The following is a 20,206-nucleotide window of genomic DNA, read 5'->3' as shown; positions in this document are numbered from 1 at the left end:
GTTTTATTGTTTCTACTAAACCAAGGTTTTGTAGAAATAATGCGACATTCGGTATATCCGCGCCGTTCCGGTCTTTAGCCAGTCGCGCATTCGCATTATCCATTACGATCTTAACTGCCGCAGGGGTGGCGGCCTGCGTTTCACTGGTGCTGTTCACCGTACTATTAAGTTGTACAAGCCCCTTTCGTTGTGTCGTGCCATCGAGGACACCAATGGATTCACGCGACGTTTTTTGTGCTTCCGCGCCCCGCGTTTTTATCTCTTTCAGGTTCTGGTCAATGCGCAGAAATAACCCGTCGCCGGTTGCAACATTCAGCGTGATATTTGAGGTATCTGATACCGCCAGGCGAAACTGCATATTAACGCTGACACCACCAACCGGCTTATCGATCGATGGGCAGTTTGCCACCGCGTAAAGCTCTCCGGTGTCAGTCATTAAACCGACTTCGCGAACGGTGAATCCACCAACCCCGGTCGGCAGAACGATTTTTGCCATTAACTGCGTGGACTGTTCCGGGGACACCACCAGCTCAGCGATATCTCCCCGGTACGTTTCATTGATCAACCGGATTTGTGCCGGATCGGGTTTGACCTGCTTGCCATTACTGTCACCCACCACAAAGTGAGTCAGTACAATCAGGCGACCACTGGCCAGCGCCTCCGCCTCCAGTTCTTTACCCCGGTTAGTGATAATTGAGTAGTAATCAGCCATGAGATTCCCCGGCAAAAATGTCCACATCGATATGCGCTGTTGTCGCACCCGAAATATAAAAAGCCCCGTCCATACCCACATTCGCCATCACATCGATTTTGCTCAGATAGCTGCGCAGGTTCTTGGCCCGCTCGGTAAGCTGGCGGATCTGATGATAGAGAGCGTCGCTGACCCCCTCACTGCTCTGTACTTCGATCCGGAAGGTGTAAGGTTCAGCGCGCGGCGTGTCTTCCCACCACTCAACCACGGTCGTGGGCAGGTTTACGGAGCCGAGGGAACGACGTACCGCCCCGGCCGTTCCCCTGTGCTGATGCACATAAGCGGCATCTTTTATCACCTGTCGCTTCTGCGCCTCTGTCCAGCCGTCATCCCAGAAATCAACGGCATGCTCCCAGGCCAGCCAGGGGAGAAGATGCGCCGGACAGGTGTCAGGATTTTTGGACTTGCGCACCATATTGGTATCGAGGGTGGCGATCTGCTCAGCGCTGGCCTGCTCCTGCGCCCGCTCTTCATGAAATGCGCCAGGAGGTAGCAGAGATCGAAACTTAGCCGTCATTGCTGCTTACCTCCGTGCGGGTGACATTAATGGCGGTACACCAGGGCGCTTTACCCGGTTCCGCTTCCAGATCTGCTACCGGAGAAATCAGCCTTACCCGGACCACACCGGATTGCTGCAGCGCAGCATAAATGGCGGACAGCGGGACGACGGTTTTAATCCGATGGGAAAGCGTGGTGTATGACCGTAATACATCGATGGCATTATTCAGCACCGTACTGGCGTCCGGTCCTTCCGGGATCTCCAGCTCTGCCGTAACGGCATAGTTTTCAATCGTGGCACTTTTAACCGTCACGTAGTCCGTTAACGGGCGGATTTCATCCGCATTCAGTGCGCTGTTAACCTTATCAAGCAGGGGCTGCCCCGCCGCCCCATCCCCGGTACGTGACAGGACATAGACATCAACGTATCCGGGCCGGTTATGGGTTTCCGGCCCATAGGCATCGGCATCCAGCACATCCGTATCGGCAGACTTCGCATGAAAGCGGTATGAATTACGCGCGCCTGCTGTATTCAGCTGCGCCCATGAAAGCTGGATACGTTCACGAAATGCCGCATCGTCTTCCAGTTCAGGCTCCACTGGCGGAATGGCAAGCGGATCGCCGGGCTTAATCACCTGCCGTTTAACGTTGAATGCGGCGCCTATCTGGTCAAGGTCAGCCTCTTTTGCACTCGCGAGAAATACCGCCCGCACAGCATCATTAACCCGCTGGAACGCCAGCGTCAGCTGGTAGGCATTCACCTCCCCCTGTTTAAACGTCGGATCGGATTCCACCAGCGCATCAAACTGCTTATCAAGTTCCCGCAGGCGCGCCAGCCACCGGGTGAAGATTTCAGTCGCATCCGGCACCACAATGGCATCCGGTACGTCCAGTTCGGACAGGTTGATCACGTCATAGCCGCTTGCCATAAATCGTTATGTCTCCCGTTCTGACAGGTAAATTGGTTTCCTTGTTGATCCCCTCAATATCCAGCACACAGCCGGACTCCTCTTCAGGAAAGGAAACAAGCACACGTGTTACCTTCAGCCGCGTCTCCCACCGGGCCAGTGCGGTCGCAGACGCAGCAATTATTTGTAGCCGGGTCAAATCATCCCGGGGGTTATCCACCAGCGAAAACAGATCACTGCCATAGTCCCGGACAAGAACCCGGCTCCCGATGGGCGTGGTCAGTATGTCGCTGACCGACTGGCGCAAATGGGCGACGCCGGACAGGCGTTTTCCGGTCCGGTTGTTTACACCGTTCATGATTAAATTCCGTTGCTGAGTCGCCGGATGGCGGGAGGGTTAACCGAAGTAGGACGGGCCTGTTTTGTCCTGCTTTTCTGATTTTTTCGAAGCCGCTGCGGGTTTACGAATATCCACGACAAGGTTGTAGGTGTAGCTGAATCCTGCTGACGTCAGAGAAAAGACCAGAGACTCAACCACCCAGGCCCGATCCTCACGGGAGCCAAAACCGGAAGTCGACACACTTGCTTCTGCTGTCAGCGGAACATGTTTCGGGCGACATGGCCCCGTGAGCGTCATTTTCTGCTCGTTACGCTTCGCCTGTGTTTTCCTGGAATTTGCCTGTTGCTCGGCGGTGTTTCTCTCCGACTGGGTATAGGGATTGGTCATCGCCGGGCCATCATGTTCAACGGAGGAGGTCTTTGTCGTACCGTCCTCCTCGTCGTAATAACGCACGCCGATTTTCTCTTTAGCTTTTCCTCCACTCCCTGTAGCTTTACCTGTCGAACTCCCCCGCTCACCTTCACTGTAGGACCAGTTTGATACTTCATCCGGTGTGATGGTGATCCCGCCAGTCTGTTTCCCTGAAGCCGTTGCCGTGGCCCCCTGCTGTAAAAAAAGCCAGTAGCCTCCTGATGGTTTGCTCACTGCGTTGTAGTCACGCGCAAGCCTTGCGAGCAGGTTGGCATCGGATTCCGCCACCTGATCGATATGGCTGATATGAATATCTTTGAGCGCGTCGGCCACGCGGGGAATAAGCCCGTTATCGGTGGCCACCGTTTTGACAATATCGGCAAGACGAAGGTTATCCCAGCTCCGGGTTTTCTGGCTTGTCACATCTCCGGGTTGTTTCTGGGCGTTCATCGGCGCAGCGGTTGCATAAAGTTCGATACGCCTTGGTGGGCCGCTGCTCGAGACACCACTGACAACAAACCAGCCTTTATCGATCAGTTGATCATTGAATCCCAGAGCAACCCGAAGCCGGGCACCTTTAGTGGGAAGCGACAGCGTTTCAGAGATGAGGCTGATTTTCAGTTCATCTGCTTTCGCTGTTGCCCCACCATAATCCGTCAGGGTCAGTTCACTCAGGCATTGTTGCAGTACCCGGGTTATATCTTTCCCTTCGGCCTGAATGCTGAAGGCCGGCGCATATTCCGGCATCGCTGTCTGATCTGCCATATCAATCCCATAAACTGAATGGCGATTCCGCTACGGGCGTCACCAGATCCGGCAGAGTGATGTACAGGCCGGAAGGATACATAGCCCCCTGATCCGCCAGCCCCTGATTAGCTTCAAGAACCTGAGTCACCGAGTCTGACAGATTTTCAGTACCGTAATGCACGGCACAAATTGCATCCAGGACATCTCCGTCACGGGTTTGATAGATCGTCGGCATAGTGTTTTAGCGTCATCGTCCAGTTTTTGTTTCGGTGACCGCCACCCGGTAAAAACTTACTCGTCGTGTCTGAAAAGTCGGTCACCACCCACCACCCCAGTACATCACCTTCTCCGCTGACAAGCTGCTGGGGTTTCGCCTGATCGGCAAGATCAAATAAATCATTCACCCCTTCCACCCCTTTACGGAAAAAGGCGTGAGACTGCCCTTCGAGTCTGACAGTACGCCCGGGCTTTCCGGTGTACTGAAGAAGGTCCTGTTTGCCGATGCGTTCCTGTTCACTCCAGCGCCAGCTTGCCTCACGGGTGAGCTGATGATAAGCCGCTGTATCAATCGAAAAGGCGAAATTCCCCAGCATCATCATCACGCGGGCTTCCTGCCCACCCCGTAATGCGCCTGCACTGCGCTGGCCGGAATCTTCAAATATCGGGATAATTTCACTCACCAGACAAGTCCCCCATCCAGAAGGCTGTTATCACCATTAAAGGCTGAATTGTTTTTCGTCACCGTGGTCACTTCATCGGCAATGGCTTTCTCATCCTGTCCCGGCGCAGCATTAATTTCGAAGTGGTATTCAAATTTGCGGTTATCAGTTATCTGCCGTGATGGCGGCTGCTTATCCAGTACATCCATTTTTTGAAGCAGGCTTTCCCAGTAACCGCCCGTGCTCTCGTCTTTCAAAATGACCGACTCAGCAGGTGATCTGTCTGTTGTCGTAACATTCCTGTCCTGCTGCACGACGGGAAGAAGGGGAGCATTCGGATACTTATTCCCTGCGCGGGCGCTTTCTCCTTCCCCCTGGCTGTACGTCAGACCTGCTGGTTCTCTTTTCCACTGACTGGCAGATGTTACCGGCTCATGCGAGTAATTATCCCAGGCTCCGGCACTGCTTTCCGGATCCTCTTTAACGGTTTGCGCGACATGGTCCTTGTTTTGCTGTAGTGCCGCATTCCAGTTTAAAAGCGAGTCGCCGCCTTCCGGTGACAGGTATTTATCAAGCGATTTGTTAAATGTCTCATCATCAGAATCAAAGCCAAACAGTCCCCGGGTGGATTCCCAGGAGTGTTTAACCTCTTGCGGCAGGTCAGGACGCTCTTTCAGTTGTTGGTCAAACCATTCCCCCTGTCCGTTCTGGCTTGCCCTGAAACGTGCTCTTTCTACCCCATTTGCGGCAAGCGTTTTGAGGACGTCACGCTGATCATTACGGTCATCTGGCAGCAACCAGGACAGTTTTTTAGCCAGCGCGTAAATAATTTTGCCGACAAAAACCACCCCCTGTCCGAACGACAGAACGCCGGGATAGAGGTCGTTTCGCAGGAAAGTCACAATGCGCTTGATCCCGCCACCTTTGAACCAGTCAGCAAGATCATTCGTCAGATTACGGATATCAGGTGCAAGCTCATTTCCCAGTTGCCCGGAAATTTCAGCAACAGCAGAAGAGAAAACAGTGCGGAGATTATTGATAGCCTGATTACCCGCAACCGCCCCATCAGCCCCCTCTTTGGTCACAAGGTTGTAGCGCCGCTGTTCGTCCATCAGGTCGCGGTAGCTCCGGCCAGACTGCTTGATAAGCATCAGCAGTTTGCTCGCTTCCCCGCCAAAAAGAGAATCCAGTGCGAAGGAGGCTTTTGACTCGTCCTGAAGGCTGAGCGCCCGTTCAACAATTTTGTCGAACTGCGCCATATCGCTGAGCCCGGCAAAATCCCCCGCTTTGAAACCGAGCGTTTCAAACGCATCCTGCAGCGAGTCCTGCTTACCGTTCTGTTTATACTCCCCGGATTTGTGCAGATACTCTTCAAAGAGATCGCCAATGTTTTCCGCATTCATGTCGTACTGCTTCGCCAGAGAATCCCAGGCATTAAACGTGGCCACGTCCACGCCGTAACTTTTTGCGACATTAGTGCGGGTTGCCGTTTCAGCATTGGTGGCAGCTGGCGCTATCAGTGTGCCAAGTGCTGAAGCCACCACACCGCCACCGCCAATAGCCAGCCCGGATCCAAACATCCCGCCCACCTGCCCGGCGATCCCCAGACCGCGCCGGAACAGACCTTTACCGGCACCTTTGAATGCCTGAATGCGCTGTGCTTTTTGCATCTGTACATTCAGTTTCTGCTGCTCCGCCTCCGTTTTGCGGATTTCCCTGGAAACATCGGTATAGCGGCGCTTCAAATCCCCCAGGCTTTCACCGGCCAGTTTGGCGCGCTTGATTTCTGCTGCCAGTTTGGTCTGATCTTTTGTCAGTCGTTCAGACTGCTTTCCGACATCTTTCAGGCTTTTTTGCAGACCATCTGCAGATCGTTTCCATGAATTATCCAGGTTCCCGCCAAAGGTAATGACGGCCTTAAGGTTCTGGCTTATTCCGCCCACGGTTTATCGTCTCCAGTTCGTCGGTCAAAAAATCAGAGAAAGTGCTGAACGGCATATCGAGGTATTCCGCCATCGGAAAATGCAGTCGCCGCCCCAGAAATCTTATTGCCCGGAGGAGCCCGCCTTCGGTCGCTTCGCGGGCGGGAGCATAAAAACGTTAAAGGCATCCAGCAGCTGTGAGTAATCTGCCGCCGTCATCAGCCAGAGATCCTGTTCACTGAGATTGCACAGCAGCGCAATCATACGGGCTTCTTTCTCTTCTTCGTTGCCGCGGTCTTTGGCATGAGTGATGCGATCGCGAACCAGCGGTTCACGCATGGTGACTTCATTGATCACGACCCCATTATCAAGTGATACGGGGGAATACAGTTTTATAACGCGGGTTTCACCAGGAAAGCTCATAGGATGCTCCATAAAAAACGGCCCGCAGGCCGTTACAGTGGTGGGATAACAGTAAAATCAGAGACGCACTTTGGCAGCCAGGCCAGAAAGCACATCAACGCCATTCACCCGGCGGGCGAAACGCTCTGTGTCGATGGCGAACAGTTCGCGCCCGTCCAGTGACTGACGGTAGTAGCTGACGGCAATATCAACCGTCACGGCATTTTCGGAAAGCGTGTCCTTACTGCGCGCATCCGGCGTGACGGTCTGTACAAACCCCTCGATTTCCTCAACCGTACCGCGCGCAGTGCCGTTACCGAGATAGCCCTGATAAGCCGTAAAGCGTGAACGGCTGCCGCTGACAAAACCAAAGCTGGCCAGCATATCCGTATCTATCCCATAAAATTTAACCTGACAGGTCAGTGCTTCCATGCCGTCATCAACCGGAGTTGGCGCATCCTGTGCGCCGGTACGCAAATCCGTTTTAACAATAGCCAGAGACGGCGGCGTAAATTCATGCGCCCCCTGAATACGGCTCCCCTGCCGGAAGAAGGTCCAGACGCGTAGTGTGTTTTTATCGCTCATGCTGCAAGCATCTCCTCAAGCGCATAGTTATTGTTCACCCGGACGCGCAGGCTGATAAGTTCAGTCGGCGATTTCGGACCAAAGTCATAGTTGATGTACAGGACACCCGACGCCATGGTTTCCGCGGTGTTCAGTTCTTCATCCAGCCAGGCCCGGCCACCGAATATGGCGCCAAGACCGACCAGTTGCCGCATATAGGCATTGATGGTGCCGATAATGTCATCCGCATTTTCCCGGTCCAGTGGGCGGTCAACATACTCCAGCATGGTTTCCTGAATGCTGTCCTCAATAACATCAGCAGTACGGCGGACAGATTCAAAACGCCACTGTGGATTGGTAGCACACAGACGGTTCCCCCAGTGTTTAAAACCCGCCCGGCGGATAATGGTGGACACGTTCTGCATATTGAGCAGGTTTGCATCGCAGTTCTCATCCCCGAGGATAAATTCATCGATCTGCTCAACACCGAGGATGTTGTTGATGTCCTGGTTTGACTTGCTCCACCACCAGCCTTTTTCAAAGTCGATGCGGGCGCGTAACCCGGCAGCAAACGCAGAGTAAGGACGATAAACCAGCTGGCCATCTGCATCGCTCGCCTGGACCCGCGGGCGCAACAGTTCAGTTCGTGCGCCATAGGACTGGCGACGCTGTACCACTTCCTGCAGCGTCGCACCGGAGGCGCAGTCAACATATGCAACGGCGCGCAATTTCCCGGCCACGGTTTCCAGCCCCTTACCAACCGCATCGTCCTCACTGAATCCCGGCGCTATCACAATACGCGGCTGGTACGTGGTAACAGATTTCGCTGAAGACAGGGTGCCGATCCCCTTCAGTACCGCAGCGCGTCGTTTTGCCACATCGTTTTCATCTGCCACACGCACCACCACCGTCAGCGCATTACGCTGATCGTTAATGTCTGTCAGTGCCTGTTTCAGCGTACCTTTTTCACCCAGGCGGGATAACAGCGTGGTGCCGACGACCGCCACCGGCGTATTGAGTGGAAAGGGTTCATCTTCACCCCCCGCCAATTGCAGGCTGAAGGGCTGGACAATCCCGTCACCGCGCCCGCTCGCACTGACTTTTGCGCCATCAACACCACCGACAGCCTCAGCAACGTCTCCGGGTTTAGCCGTGATAACACCGTGCTCATCACAACCCAGCGTGATGTTCAGTGTCAGCGATTCAGGATCCCAGCTTGCTGACGTCACAACCGCAGCAGGATTTTCGGCTGCCGGCTGTCCGGCCAGCGCAGCGACATTGATGACATTGCCTTCCCGCCCCTTAATGGTTGCCGTGAACTCGATAACGTTATCGAGAATGGGTGTACCGGATGATCCCGATGCGGCTGTTCCCCCCGATGCATCAGGTGCCGTTCCCACCAGGCCGATAATGGCGGTCTGAATCGTGGTAACCGCCACCGTACCCGAGGTGAGTTCAATAGTTTCAACGCCATGTAACTGAGACATGTTTTTTCTCCAGGCATAAAAAAACCTGCCGCAGCAGGTCACATTTTCTGATTTGGTTTATCGGTGAGCCCGCCGCTGTCGCCGCGGTGATCGTGGTTGTTAAAGACTTCACGTATCTTGCTCATGCTGCCGGATTTATCCGTTATCTCCTTTGACGCCCCGATATTCCCTGCAACCGACGTGTCAGCATTAATCTGGGTTTTGCCCTGAACTGTCAGGGTATCGGTAATTTCAACCGGACCATCCAGCGTGCCTTTACCGACAATTTTGTAAGTTCCACCATCGGCCAGCGTAATCGTCAGGGCATGCGCGTTTCTGTCATAACGGATCTCGGTCCCGTCGCTGTAACGCGTAATGTGCTCGCTGTCACTTCCTTCCGGCACCGGCAGCTTTCCCGTGTTCCATCCGGGAAACACCCGCCCGTTGTTGAGATCTCCGGCTTCGGACAGGACCGTAACCGCATCCCCCACGGCATAAGGATTTGAATCCGCGCGGTTAGTTCCGGAAAACCCCTGGCACAACGGCAGCCAGGTCGTGATGATATCCCCCAAATCCACCCGGCATTTTGGGATGCGATCATGCCTGACGGAGTGGATAACGCCGCGCCGGACAAGGTTCGCCAGCCTGCGCTGCAGGTCGCCTTCTATATCACTCATCGGGCTGAGCCTCCCAAATAAGCTGATAGTCATCCACGTGATTACGGCCCGTATCAGGTGCAGCACCCAGCCAGGCCTGCTGCAGAGGCATGCCATTGTTTGCAAAGGGGTCAGTACCAAATGCAGCCGCCTGGGTGAATGAAATACGCCAGACCAGATAATCATCCATTCGCGGATCAAACTCATCACGTTCAGCCGTGGTGAATACCGCAGGCTCAATATGGCCCAGACCAAACTGCTGCCCGTCAATCCACTGGGTAATATCGGCCGCTGCGGTTCTGACAAAAATCTCAGGCTGACTCACACCCGATCCGGCGGCATCCACCACCACGAAGAGATCACAGGTTAAATTAACGCTCAGTTGCCCCTCATTACCTCCGCCCGGTTCCCAGCTGTTAATCGAGAAATAGACCGCGGGTGTGGTCAGGCCCGAAAAGCGGGGAACATTTCGTTCCGGATACGCACCGGCATCACGCACCCATCCGATTTTTTTTAATGCGTCAGTCACAGCATCGTGATACCGCCCCAGCAACAGTGGCTCGGCCATCGTTCGTTACCTCAGACAGAAATACGGGCTTTTACGCGCCCGCGAATGTCGGTTTCAAAGTGATGCATAAAAATCTCCATCGCTTCCGCAAATGCGTTGTCTTCGATGTAGTTCAGCATCGGTTCGTAGATATCCATTTCTGCTTCGCGTGTCCGGCGGGTCAGGGGATCGCGAATAACCACCGTCCGGCGATTATCCCGTTTTGAACGGGACACCTCCCCGTTTTCAAACGACCGTTCGCTCAGCAGATTACCTTTCGGGGAAAATCCGGCGTTTTCTGCCTGGCGCCGCGCTTTAATAAAACGCCCCGTGTTGCGGTCACGCCGGGTATAGTGCGGTCGCATCCGCCCGTTGATTCGTCCTTTAAGGTCTTTCACCTTAATGGCATTCAGCCCGAACCAGAGCCGGAAGTTATCCAGTTGCGATCCCCTGTCCAGACGAAAAGACAGCAGACGGCGCCGGACCAGATCCATACTGCGTGGGGCCAGCCCGTCTTTCAGATCCGCCATCGCTTTCTTTCGCAGCGTGGCGGCAGTTCGCCTGAGCGCGCGCGAGTATGCTGCACGGAACTGTTTTTGCGTCGCACCGATACTGTCCGCAATTCGCCAGATAACATCCACATCAATATCGACGGGTAAATCCCGCCGCAGTCGAGACTCCCGCGCCATATCAGCTCCATTTATCGATCTGAGGCTGTGTTTTGCCGGGTTCCCCATATGCCAGCGTGACGCGGGTCCGCCCTTCTTCATCCGCGCCGATATGTGTCACCCGGTAAGGGATGGTATTGATCACCACACCGTCATGTTTTTCGAGACCGGAAATATCCGCAGTCATTGCACTGAACGCCGGGGAATGGTTCTGAATTTCTCCGCCGCCCGGTACACCCGACAGCGCATCCGGTGATTCAAAAATCACGGTCACCAGACGCGGGCCTTCACCCGTTTGCAGGCATGCAGGGACTTCTTCGGCAAACGCCCGGTTAATCCGGGCATCTGCTTTAGCCAAACGCTCCCGGAACCGGCTCATCAGAACCCCAGGCGGACGGCAACATCAGCATCATCCGCCTCAGTTGCTCCCCAGGCGGAACCAACAACCGGGTTTGGCGTTGCATCATCGCCTTTTGCCACCGTCAGCTTGCCGCCAGCCAGATACAGTTTCTGGCCTGCCGCAATTTCTTCTGCCGCTTTAGGCAGCACAAAAACACCGGCCATATGCAGTGTTCCCCATTCGCCAGCAGGAATATCGCTGTGTGCCACCCCGGCAATTCCGCCGACCGCCACCAGCGCACCGGATGAAACGGCATCAACACCCGCATTGTGATAATCCAGTGTGGTACCGTCCTGCTGATAGTTATTCGCCATGTTTTTTCTCCATAAAAGGAAAAGGCGACCAGCGCCGCCTTCAGGGATAAAAAAACCGCCAGGCGGCGGTCGTTATTTTTTGGTGACTTTAACCAGCCCGCGCCAGTCAAGCGGGGCCACACCCGCATCAATGCGCACCTTGAATGCGGCACCGTCCACAGTAAAGCCCTGCTGCTGTTCCAGATATGGCGTGTCGATACCGTCCAGATAGGCCACTTCAATGGTGTCGCGCCCCTGCGCAGCAGTCAGATAAAAATCCGTCGGGCTGCTGTCATCCAGGCGGGCCTCAGAAGCCACTGTCACAAAGTTCTGGATCGGGTTAACGATCCCGCTGTTCGCGTCTGCGCCCGGTACGCTGGCGGACTTAATCAGCTGGTTTGCCCGTGACTCAATTGCGACTGGCGTCAGCATGTAGGCCGGACGAATATTCAGACGACGATCGCCGGATTTTTGCAGCAGCATTGCCTTACGTGCAATATCCAGCCCTTCAATACTTAGATCGGCTGCAACAAGGTTGCCATGATCGGCGTGGAACAACGGCTTACCGTCCGACATTTTCGGATTGCTGGTCAGTACAGCCCAGACCAGATCGCCGACGGTGGCTCGCGCAGCAAGCCCCATTGCCTGCGGGATACGCGTCAGCATATCCAGGTCGTCGTTGATGATAGTCTGGCGGTCAATGCTGAAAAGCTCACCATAGGTGGCCAGTGCAATCGGCTCACCGCGATCTTTAATGGTGACATATTTATATTCCGCCCCGGCGCGAACCTTACGCAGCGATGCCAGTGATTCCAGGCCAACGCGGTGCGCGGTTTTGAAATCGGTCAGTGTGCCTTTACGGGTCCACTGTTCGAATGTTTCGCTGGCCTCATCCCAGCCAAGCAATGCCGCCTTATGCGCCACATCCATCAGGATATTGCCGAAATCGCTGCTGCTGTGGGTGAACGCCAGCCCAACCATCGCCTGTGCGGTACCGACACCAGAAATACCGATACCACGATCCACCAGCGAGGCGCGGGCCAGTTCGCGCAGGGTATACCCGTTGTAGGCGTTATCTTTTTCTGCCTGCGCATAGCCCGCACGGTTCATCACCGCTGCACGAATGGAATCACCAACAATATTCCCGTTACCCGCATGGATGTGAACTGCACCCGGTCCGGCACTCGGGGTCGTCCCTGCCGCCAGCGCATTGAGCAATTTGGTGCGGGCCTGTTCCGCTGAGCAGGAAATATCCGTGATGCATTCTGCTTTCAGCGAGCCGAAAGCAGGAAACGCATCAAACACAGCGGAAACTGCGCTGACTCGTTCAGTATTCGCCGCCTGCATCTGCTGCTGGAGCTGGGCGGCCAGCGCGGTAATGTCGATATTTCCCGCCAGCGGTTGCTGGGCTGGCTGCGGTGTTGTTGGGTTATTTGCGGCCTGCGGAGCCGGATTTTGTGCGGGTTGCGGCTGACTGACAGGAGCTTCGGCGCGCGGCCCAAAAAGGTTGTTAATCTGTTCTGGCATATTCTGGTAATCCTTCAGTTTATTTTGATTCACACAGGCCGCGGCCTGCAGTTCTGGTTCAAGCGTGTCAGCAAAACCTTTTTCCACCGCCTCCGCGCCATTAAGCCAGGTTTCAGCTTTCAGCATCGCCTCCAGTTCTTCCTGCCCCAGCCCGGTCTTGTTCATGTAGGCACTGAGCATCAGCGCTTCATTACGATCAAGCCAGGCAGCGTAGTCACGCATATCATCGGAATCCCCGGCGATCCCACCCCACGGCTTGTGTACCATCAGCCAGGCATTTTCCGGCATATGCACCGTGGCACCGGGCAGGCAGACAATCATTGAAGCCATACTGGCAGCCACGCCGTCCACCCAGATATCCAGCTTCGCCTTCAGACGGGACAAGGTGTTAAAGATGGCAAATCCCTGCATCACATCGCCGCCCGGGCTGTGGATATGCAGATCGACGGCGCTGGCCTCAAACACCCCGGCTTCCTTACAGTCGGAGACGAACTGCTGAGCGGTAATCCCCCAGCCGCCGATCACGTCATAGAGAAATATTTCCACACGCCCTGCAGCCAGGGCGCGTATCTCATACCAGCACTGACCGTTTGCGGCATCGATACCAGCCACACTGGCGCGGGGATTAATCATCGTCCCGCGACGGGGCGGGCTTATCATTTGCTGCATCAGGGAGCACTCCTTTATCGTTGGCGGCGTCTGAGTCGAACACCAGCCCGTTTTCTCGGTTGAATTCGGTTTCACGCATACGCTGTCGCTTCACCTCCTGGGGGGATTGCCCACGGGCGCGGATCCACTCCGCTTCAGTTCCCGCACCACCGCGCACAATTCCCCGCCAGGCCATTGCCTCTTTTACAGGGTCAATCCACGGCATAACCGGGCCAAGATAGGTCGCATTAAAGAGGGTTGTTCGATCCACATCCGGTGGGATATCTGTCGTTAACAGCGCCATCGCCAGCCAGGCGCGGTATACCGGGCGACTGTGTTGGCCAACAAACCATTGCTGCAGTACGTTATAGCCTTCGTAGCTTTCCACCAGTTCCTGGCGCTGGGCGCTGTATGTGCCATTGTAGTCACGGGCAATACTGGAATAGCTTCCCCGGCTTCCGGCGGCAACAGCACGTAATTGCCCGTTGCGAAACTCATGAAGATGGACATTCGGACGATTGGACTCGACCATGCCCAGATCTTCGCCCGGTGCCAGATCGTCAAAAATCATCCCGGGCGCGATATCAAAATAGCGGTATTTATTTTCTGACGGCTTCCAGTCATCTTCTTGCGGGAAAGTAGCGGCATCACCTCTCTTGATATAAAAGCCCAGCGCGGCAGCGATTCTTGCGGCCACGCGCTCACTCTCTTCATAATCCTTAATGTCGCCAAGGCGGCGGATCACGCCGTGTAACAGACTCACCCCGCGTAACTGATGAAGTCGTTTTCGCTGCGCGAGATGCAGCATATTCTCAGCAGCAACAGTTTTCAGTTCTGCGCTAAAACGCGTCATGTTGGCCGGATGGAATTTATATACCCGGTAGCCTGTCGGACGTCCCCAGTTATTCACAATAATGCCCTGACGGATCTGCTGCCCCGAGGTGCTGTTAAGGTTCATCGACACAAAGTCAGCCTCAAGCAACTCCAGAGAAAACGGCACACTGGTCGAGTGAGTCAGACCAGCAACTGGCCCTCTCACAAGCTGGGTAAAAATTTCACCATCACGCAATGCGGAACGCAGCGCCAGCCGTTCCGCTTCCGGGCGGGTAAACATCCCGGTCACTTCCGGGCGAACGGACCATTCGGACCAGAGCGCAGAAATCTTTGCCGCAAATTCTTCATGCAGTTTTCCGTCCAGCCCCAGTGGCTGCGGTTCAACCTGAATCCCCTGGGCACCAATCACCCGCTCCTCGAGCTTATCCAGCAGACCAATTACAATGTCATGGTCTTCATCCAGCGCCCGCGCCTGCTCGCGCAGTGATACACCAGCAACACCAACAGCAGTGTCAGCAGCGCGGCTCTCGCGCTTCGTTTTATTAAGCCGGGAAGGCCGTGCCGCATCGTATGCCTTCAACAGCATTTTGTTTCTGGCGCGCGCGACTGCCCACCCTGGCGCAATCGCACCAAGTGCTCTGTCGAAAATACCCATGGAAGACCTTAATTAAATCTGGCGAGTTTGAAAGATCCACCGCGACGGTTCACGGCAACCCAGCGTTTTTCCCAGTATTCCAGCTCTCTGCGAAGCGCCACGGGATCATGGTTAGTTATGGCGCGACCATTTACGCCCGTAAAAGACACACTTTTCCCGTCCAGGGAATCACGGTATGCCTGGCGTACAGTTACCAGCATCTGCTGAATTTCTGATTTCGTCACAGCCAGCCTCCGTTATCACTGACACCCAGCCAGCCACCAGAAAGCGGGCTCGACGGTTCAGTTACTGAAACAGAAGACGAACGTACAGGTACCGCTTTTTTCACAGTAATCTCCCTGGGGCGCTCCCCGTCAATGATGTTTGAATTACACTCCTGAGCAGCTGCCCATGCAGGAGGCTGTTCCCAGTCCCGGATTTTTTCATAACCACGCAGGACAGCGACGGCGTGGGCATAACAGAAAAGGTCAAAGGCTTCGTTATTGCCTTTTCCGGGCTTGCGCCATTTTCCGTCCGTACCGCGTTCTTCGTAGGTCAGTTCTTCGTAGAACCACTCCCCCAGCCAGTCAGGAAAATGGATATACCCGGCACCGGGTGTTTCACGCTCAAGGTTGTTACTGAGCTGATCTTTTAGCAGGTCTGTCTGCAACAGATATACCGGAACCTCACCACGCGCATCCGCCCGGCGATCGCTTCGGCCTGTGTTGTCAGGGTGCGTTTTGGTAATGATTTTCTGGCGTCGGGTGCTGTCACCTTTTATCAGGTAAACCCGTTTACCCAGTCCGTCACGACGACACTGGCGCCAGAATTTATAGGCGTTATCCGTTACCCCATCTTCCCCGCCGCTGTCGACAGCCATTGCAAGAATTGGCATCCGTCGCGAAGGGTCTGACTGCAACGCATAGGTTTTTTCGAGGACATCCGTGATGAGCAGCTGCCAGTCTTCCGGATAGGATCCGGGATGCACCTGCTGCGCCTCACCATTTTCATCACAACGCAGGGACTGGCGGATGTTATAGCGGTCCACCAGCCAGCGTTCGCCGTTTTCACCGTACCCGATGATCTGGACGACAAAACGGCGCTTCTTCCCGCCCTGCACATCCACTGACGCCAGAAGAAAACGGACTTTCGGCGGCACAAGTCGTTTGCCATAGTCTTCTGCCCGCAGCATCAGCACGTCAGCACGTCGCTGCTCACTGGCTGCACGGGGAAGATAAGGCAGCCCCCAGTCAGTATTTATTACCGTCTTGAGCGTTTCTTCACTTCCGGTGGCCTCATAGTCCTGTTCCGCCGTCAGTAATTTGTAGACCAGTTGCGCCCATGTCTGGTATGCCGCCGCTGGTCCCTCCATCCAGAACGAGGCAATGCGCGAGCGTCGGGCTTCTCCGGTGATATTGCCTTCTCGGTCGATAGTCTGTCCCTCTCTCAACCAGACACCCTTTCCGTTCAGTTCCCGCTTCCTGTCGGCGGTAATCATGCCGCTACAATGCGGACAATCAATATGCGCCGCTTCACTGGCCTTTACCGGGTCAGACGTTTCCCGGTAGCCTGTCATCGCCTCCATGGCCGGTTGAAAGTATTCCCCGCAATGTGGACATGGCCAGTACCAGCGACGACGATCGCCGCGGTTATATAAAGAAAGAATCCCGGTCGTGGGAGGGGCTTCGTGAGGTGACTTTCTCCGCCACTTCGTATTGGTGATTTCCCTGCCCGGTGAACTCTCGACCAGCGTCATCCCCGCCGACATAAAGGTGGTGGTACGTTTTGAAGCAAGCGAAAATCCGTCCCCTTCCCCGTCGATATCTTCCGGGAAGCGATCGTAATCCGTCAGCGCCACACACTTAAAATCTGAGGACGACATGATGTTGATAGACGGCCAGCCTATCTTCAGGTAGTTCCCGGCAAGGAAAGTCCGGTCATGCACGTTGTTGTCATTGCGTGAAGGACTCAGCCGGCACGCCACCTCCGGGCTGACACGAAATGTTCGGGCCAGACGTTTTTTTGAGTGTTCGCGCGCTTTCTCTTCCGTCATCTGAATGATGAGCATGTCAGACGGATCGCAGACAACGTTGTACACCACCCAGCCATCAATCAGACCAATGGTTTTACCCGTTCGGGCAGGGCCAACAAAAATGACAGCATCATATTCGCGTGATGCCAGGCAATTCATCGGCTCCACAACATAAGGGGCAAGATTAGGATCCCACTCAACGGAGTTACCCACGCCGACCGGAACACGCATATATTTATGTACGGCTTCCGCTACAGGCATTCGGCGCGGTGCTCTGATGATCCCGGCAGTGTTTTTTCTTAGCTCCGCCGCCGTGGCCTGTCGCATGGCTTACTCCTCTTCTGGCGAACTGTCCTCCTGTTCCGGCGTATCTGCCTGCTCAACCTTCAGGGCTATCTGATCCCGCAGGTCATCGATGACTTTTTGAACCCGAACGACAGCTGCAGGCGTCATCGCGCAATCACGTTCAAGAATATCCGGCAGCGTTTCCAGCACCTGAACGACGGCTTTTGCCATTGATGAAAATTCTCGGGTCACTGTCGATGCCGGGATTAACTCACCTGTTTCCTGCTGGAATTTAAGCCTCTCGCGTTCAGACTGAAACCACGCCTTACGATCCGGCGGTAACATCTTATCGATATCCACCAGCTCGGGTGCCGTGGTCCGGCCCAGCAGTTCCCGGAGAATATCCACGACAGAATAAAGCTTGAGACGAGAATTACTGCCCGGAGCAGGCTCAACGTTATTCAGCTTGCTGGAGATCGTCTGGCGATGAAGGTCGGTCACCGCTGCAAGTTGATTGATGTTGAGGCGAAGGTTTTTCAGTTCGTTATCCATGATGATGAACAATATTTAACCATTTCGACATCGTGAATAATTTCACGACTGAAATATCAACAAGTTAAGGGAATGATGATGATGCCGATAAAATGCAAAAAACCAGCCGTTTTCCGCGTGTCCTCGCCCCCTCGGTGTTCAGAGTCGCCAGGAGGACCCGCGCAAATGATAGTAATTATCAATTGAAGGGTGTAAAAAAGGCCGCTAAATGCGGCCCATTGTCGTTAATTCAGTTGGTGTTTTTTTAGTAGTTGCTCTTTCTTTTCCCGATAGCTATCGGCCTCTGAAATAATCTGTTCAGCAGTCTTTCCATTCAATATGACTAAACGCATTTTATCGGAAGAATAACTGCCATCGTTATTAATGATGGCTTGAGTATCGTAATAACTTAAAGTGTCCAGAATTGCCGATTTAAGTTCTTCTTTCTTTGCATCAGAAAGTGACTCAACAACCTTCTCGCCAGAGTAACGCAAAGATTCCTGGCTTGAACCATCAAACTTTGGCGCGTTATCACAACCGGCAACGAGCAATGATAATGTTAACGCAATTACATATCTGATTTTCATTTGGTGACCTCATCCCTAACGGTAGGAGAAGTCTAACGAATAATCACGATGTATCACATAGCATTATCCCTTGCTCTGGGAGAATACCTGCTATTGTTTGACTCTCTCACTGAGTCGTAAACACGCTCACATGTCATTCCAGCCCGGTAGCTTTCGTCAGATCGCTCAGCATAATATCGAGCTTCTTCTGCAAGGCGTCCGAGCATGTCGGCGAGCACTGCGGCGTCGGCTCCGGCTGTTTTGCTTCTGACGGCAGCGGCAAGATCTGAGGTGTGCTTTGCGGCGTCCAGGCGTGCGGCAAGCTTTGTTGCTTCGGTGCGCAACTGGCTAACAGTGGCAGACAGGCCAGCAGCAGTGGCAGCAGATTTAGCGGCTTGTGCTTGTGCATCTTTTACAGCCTCATCACGGGCAATTATGCGCCCTTGTTCAATCCAGCGGGCGGCAGTCTGCGCGTTCGCTTCCTGTGAAGATTCCATGCTATTACGGTCAGCCCACTTCTTTTGCCAGCCCCGCTCACTCCAGATGTTCCCAGCAAGAAATGCACCAGCCAACATCAGCAAAACAATGATTGTTTTCCACCGCGCCTTAACAAAAGCAAAGACCGCTGTCATACCAGCAACGCCGCCCGCGCTTTGTTATAACGACTATTTCTGTCGGCCAGTCCATTCTGGCCACCGTTGATGATCTGCGTTACACGGACAACATCACCTGAATACATCAGGCAACCACGTAATGTGAAATACCATGCAGCAGAACGGGCTGCATGCTTTTCCTGTGTCAGCAACTCTGGTGTGCTGATCAAATCAAGCTTCAGCGCCGCACCGCATTTGGCGTAGTTCTCGCGGCCGGTGATTTGAAGCAGCCCACGACCGCGATATTTCCAGCCATCACCCTGGCTGTTATTCCCCATGCGGTCACCGTAAACCAGATTGGCTATTTGCGGCTGGTGGGCAACCTGCTTACCATCGACACGCCCCAGCATTTCACACTGATACGACGTCAGGCGTTTACCAAAGGTTTTCTTCAGCCCCTCTACCGAGTAATTGAAGCTCTCGACCAGCGAGGTAAAACCAGCAGATTCATGCCCAACTTGTGCAATGAACATGGCCTGATCGTTAACTGCTGTGATTCCAAACTCTTTCATTGCCGCATCAATGTGCGGAAACCAGCGTGCAGAAAGCCCGGCGCTGATACCAGCCGCCTGCTGAAATTGTGATTGGTTCATTATTGCCTCAGATGATCAACCAGGCGTGCCACGTTGCCTCTGACGGCGACCAGCACAGACAGGAAAATAATGTTGGCCCCGATAGTGGCCCACGATGAATAAGGGTAGATACCGCACAGATATGCCAGCGGAACCGCGCTATAGATGACCGTAAGCAGCCACGCCAAGCGGGAAATCCATGGTCGATGTCGCGAATCGCCGCGACGATAAAACATCAGGGTCAGCACTACCCCAGCGCAAAGCAATGCATTTAAAGTTGCCGATGGGTCATTTTGTACCACCTGAACCTCCCCGGCGCGTTATCAGCGCCACCAGCGAGCCAACATCCTGATTATTCAGGAACGTCAGGATTTTGACGGCTAAAGCAGAAACGATTACGGCACCAATGGCATCCAGTGGTTTATCACTGTAGCCGGTAGCCTGAGCCAGCTTTGAACCCACCAGCCCGGAACAAAGGATCCCCGCGATATACGACACCAGAAAATATGCCAGTCGGCGCGCTGCACTTAGATCCGCTGCGGTTGCAATGTAAAATACAGCCCCGGCAAATGCGCCAAACACCACACCGTAATCGGTTCCGGACAGAAATCCATAGACGCTGCCCCCCGTCAGGACACCACCAGCCAGCCCAGTACCGGAAATCGGATCGGACATTTAGCCCCCTCTTAATT

Annotated in this window: 26 protein-coding genes; all 26 read right to left on the bottom strand. The window is 54.4% G+C overall.

All coding sequences use genetic code 11. The features are described from left to right. Nucleotides 1-712 (bottom strand): phage tail protein (locus FDW95_RS21740; RefSeq protein ID WP_170973038.1); only part of this gene is annotated, 712 nt, incomplete at its 3' end. Then, nucleotides 705-1,268, bottom strand: a complete 564-nt coding sequence (locus tag FDW95_RS21735; protein WP_016150406.1) for a phage tail protein I — start codon at nucleotides 1,266-1,268, stop codon at nucleotides 705-707. The genes FDW95_RS21740 and FDW95_RS21735, both read right to left, overlap by 8 nt. After that, entirely contained in the window at nucleotides 1,258-2,178 is a 921-nt protein-coding gene (locus FDW95_RS21730; protein ID WP_137363612.1) for a baseplate J/gp47 family protein, read from the bottom strand. Before FDW95_RS21730 ends, FDW95_RS21735 begins: the two co-directional genes overlap by 11 nt. After that, complete coding sequence (locus tag FDW95_RS21725; protein ID WP_033816600.1) at nucleotides 2,162-2,515, bottom strand: GPW/gp25 family protein; 354 nt, start codon at nucleotides 2,513-2,515, stop codon at nucleotides 2,162-2,164. Before FDW95_RS21725 ends, FDW95_RS21730 begins: the two co-directional genes overlap by 17 nt. Before the next feature lie 39 nt (nucleotides 2,516-2,554). Continuing rightward, nucleotides 2,555-3,673, bottom strand: a complete 1,119-nt coding sequence (locus tag FDW95_RS21720; RefSeq protein ID WP_033816601.1) for a contractile injection system protein, VgrG/Pvc8 family — start codon at nucleotides 3,671-3,673, stop codon at nucleotides 2,555-2,557. Nucleotide 3,674: 1 nt separating this feature from the next. Then, the gene (locus FDW95_RS21715; protein WP_016150410.1) at nucleotides 3,675-3,890 is read right to left on the bottom strand and encodes a tail protein X; all 216 of its coding nucleotides are present in this window, start codon (nucleotides 3,888-3,890) and stop codon (nucleotides 3,675-3,677) included. After that, nucleotides 3,865-4,335 (bottom strand): phage tail protein, encoded by a 471-nt coding sequence (locus FDW95_RS21710; protein ID WP_016150411.1) that lies wholly within the window; start codon nucleotides 4,333-4,335, stop codon nucleotides 3,865-3,867. The genes FDW95_RS21715 and FDW95_RS21710 overlap by 26 nt, the downstream gene beginning before the upstream one ends. Next, complete coding sequence (locus FDW95_RS21705; RefSeq protein ID WP_115190423.1) at nucleotides 4,332-6,257, bottom strand: hypothetical protein; 1,926 nt, start codon at nucleotides 6,255-6,257, stop codon at nucleotides 4,332-4,334. Before FDW95_RS21705 ends, FDW95_RS21710 begins: the two co-directional genes overlap by 4 nt. A gap of 102 nt (nucleotides 6,258-6,359) precedes the next feature. Then, the gene (locus FDW95_RS21700; RefSeq protein WP_115257726.1) at nucleotides 6,360-6,659 is read right to left on the bottom strand and encodes a phage tail assembly protein; all 300 of its coding nucleotides are present in this window, start codon (nucleotides 6,657-6,659) and stop codon (nucleotides 6,360-6,362) included. Between the two features lie 57 nt (nucleotides 6,660-6,716). Then, entirely contained in the window at nucleotides 6,717-7,223 is a 507-nt protein-coding gene (locus FDW95_RS21695; protein WP_115257725.1) for a phage major tail tube protein, read from the bottom strand. Continuing rightward, nucleotides 7,220-8,689, bottom strand: coding sequence for a phage tail sheath C-terminal domain-containing protein (locus FDW95_RS21690; RefSeq protein WP_115257724.1), 1,470 nt, complete (start codon nucleotides 8,687-8,689; stop codon nucleotides 7,220-7,222). Before FDW95_RS21690 ends, FDW95_RS21695 begins: the two co-directional genes overlap by 4 nt. 38 nt (nucleotides 8,690-8,727) lie before the next feature. Beyond that, nucleotides 8,728-9,345: a phage baseplate assembly protein V gene (locus FDW95_RS21685; protein ID WP_115257723.1), complete on the bottom strand. Its 618-nt coding sequence runs from the start codon at nucleotides 9,343-9,345 to the stop codon at nucleotides 8,728-8,730. Beyond that, nucleotides 9,338-9,892, bottom strand: coding sequence for a hypothetical protein (locus tag FDW95_RS21680; protein WP_115257722.1), 555 nt, complete (start codon nucleotides 9,890-9,892; stop codon nucleotides 9,338-9,340). The genes FDW95_RS21685 and FDW95_RS21680 overlap by 8 nt, the downstream gene beginning before the upstream one ends. Before the next feature lie 11 nt (nucleotides 9,893-9,903). After that, nucleotides 9,904-10,560 (bottom strand): hypothetical protein, encoded by a 657-nt coding sequence (locus FDW95_RS21675; RefSeq protein WP_115257721.1) that lies wholly within the window; start codon nucleotides 10,558-10,560, stop codon nucleotides 9,904-9,906. 1 nt (nucleotide 10,561) lies between these two features. Next, a complete protein-coding gene (locus tag FDW95_RS21670) occupies nucleotides 10,562-10,918 on the bottom strand; it encodes a head-tail joining protein (RefSeq protein WP_040230736.1) in 357 nt (118 codons plus the stop codon). Further along, nucleotides 10,918-11,253, bottom strand: a complete 336-nt coding sequence (locus FDW95_RS21665; protein ID WP_115257720.1) for a capsid cement protein — start codon at nucleotides 11,251-11,253, stop codon at nucleotides 10,918-10,920. The genes FDW95_RS21670 and FDW95_RS21665 overlap by 1 nt, the downstream gene beginning before the upstream one ends. A gap of 72 nt (nucleotides 11,254-11,325) precedes the next feature. Next, complete coding sequence (locus FDW95_RS21660) at nucleotides 11,326-13,428, bottom strand: ClpP-like prohead protease/major capsid protein fusion protein (RefSeq protein WP_115257719.1); 2,103 nt, start codon at nucleotides 13,426-13,428, stop codon at nucleotides 11,326-11,328. After that, nucleotides 13,385-14,896 (bottom strand): phage portal protein, encoded by a 1,512-nt coding sequence (locus FDW95_RS21655; protein WP_137363611.1) that lies wholly within the window; start codon nucleotides 14,894-14,896, stop codon nucleotides 13,385-13,387. The genes FDW95_RS21660 and FDW95_RS21655 overlap by 44 nt, the downstream gene beginning before the upstream one ends. 8 nt (nucleotides 14,897-14,904) lie before the next feature. Next, a complete protein-coding gene (locus FDW95_RS21650; protein WP_016150423.1) occupies nucleotides 14,905-15,120 on the bottom strand; it encodes a hypothetical protein in 216 nt (71 codons plus the stop codon). Further along, complete coding sequence (locus FDW95_RS21645) at nucleotides 15,117-17,234, bottom strand: phage terminase large subunit family protein (RefSeq protein ID WP_115257718.1); 2,118 nt, start codon at nucleotides 17,232-17,234, stop codon at nucleotides 15,117-15,119. Before FDW95_RS21645 ends, FDW95_RS21650 begins: the two co-directional genes overlap by 4 nt. Before the next feature lie 3 nt (nucleotides 17,235-17,237). Beyond that, complete coding sequence (locus FDW95_RS21640; protein ID WP_033816636.1) at nucleotides 17,238-17,744, bottom strand: DUF1441 family protein; 507 nt, start codon at nucleotides 17,742-17,744, stop codon at nucleotides 17,238-17,240. Nucleotides 17,745-17,968: 224 nt separating this feature from the next. Next, nucleotides 17,969-18,310: a DUF6694 family lipoprotein gene (locus FDW95_RS21635; RefSeq protein WP_065944631.1), complete on the bottom strand. Its 342-nt coding sequence runs from the start codon at nucleotides 18,308-18,310 to the stop codon at nucleotides 17,969-17,971. Nucleotides 18,311-18,363: 53 nt separating this feature from the next. Further along, on the bottom strand, nucleotides 18,364-18,921 hold the full coding sequence (locus FDW95_RS21630) for a DUF2514 domain-containing protein (protein ID WP_115257717.1): 558 nt from the start codon (nucleotides 18,919-18,921) through the stop codon (nucleotides 18,364-18,366). Then, nucleotides 18,918-19,535 (bottom strand): glycoside hydrolase family 19 protein, encoded by a 618-nt coding sequence (locus tag FDW95_RS21625; RefSeq protein ID WP_115257716.1) that lies wholly within the window; start codon nucleotides 19,533-19,535, stop codon nucleotides 18,918-18,920. The genes FDW95_RS21630 and FDW95_RS21625 overlap by 4 nt, the downstream gene beginning before the upstream one ends. Next, nucleotides 19,535-19,816: a phage holin family protein gene (locus FDW95_RS21620; protein ID WP_000250463.1), complete on the bottom strand. Its 282-nt coding sequence runs from the start codon at nucleotides 19,814-19,816 to the stop codon at nucleotides 19,535-19,537. Before FDW95_RS21620 ends, FDW95_RS21625 begins: the two co-directional genes overlap by 1 nt. Then, entirely contained in the window at nucleotides 19,803-20,189 is a 387-nt protein-coding gene (locus tag FDW95_RS21615) for a phage holin family protein (protein WP_137363610.1), read from the bottom strand. Before FDW95_RS21615 ends, FDW95_RS21620 begins: the two co-directional genes overlap by 14 nt. Nucleotides 20,190-20,206: the final 17 nt, after the last annotated feature.

It is taken from the genome of Citrobacter sp. wls718 (assembly GCF_005280945.1).
Classification (GTDB): domain Bacteria; phylum Pseudomonadota; class Gammaproteobacteria; order Enterobacterales; family Enterobacteriaceae; genus Citrobacter; species Citrobacter gillenii.
The sequence above is the reverse complement of the archived record's forward strand: the minus strand, read 5'-3'. Positions and strand labels throughout refer to the sequence as shown.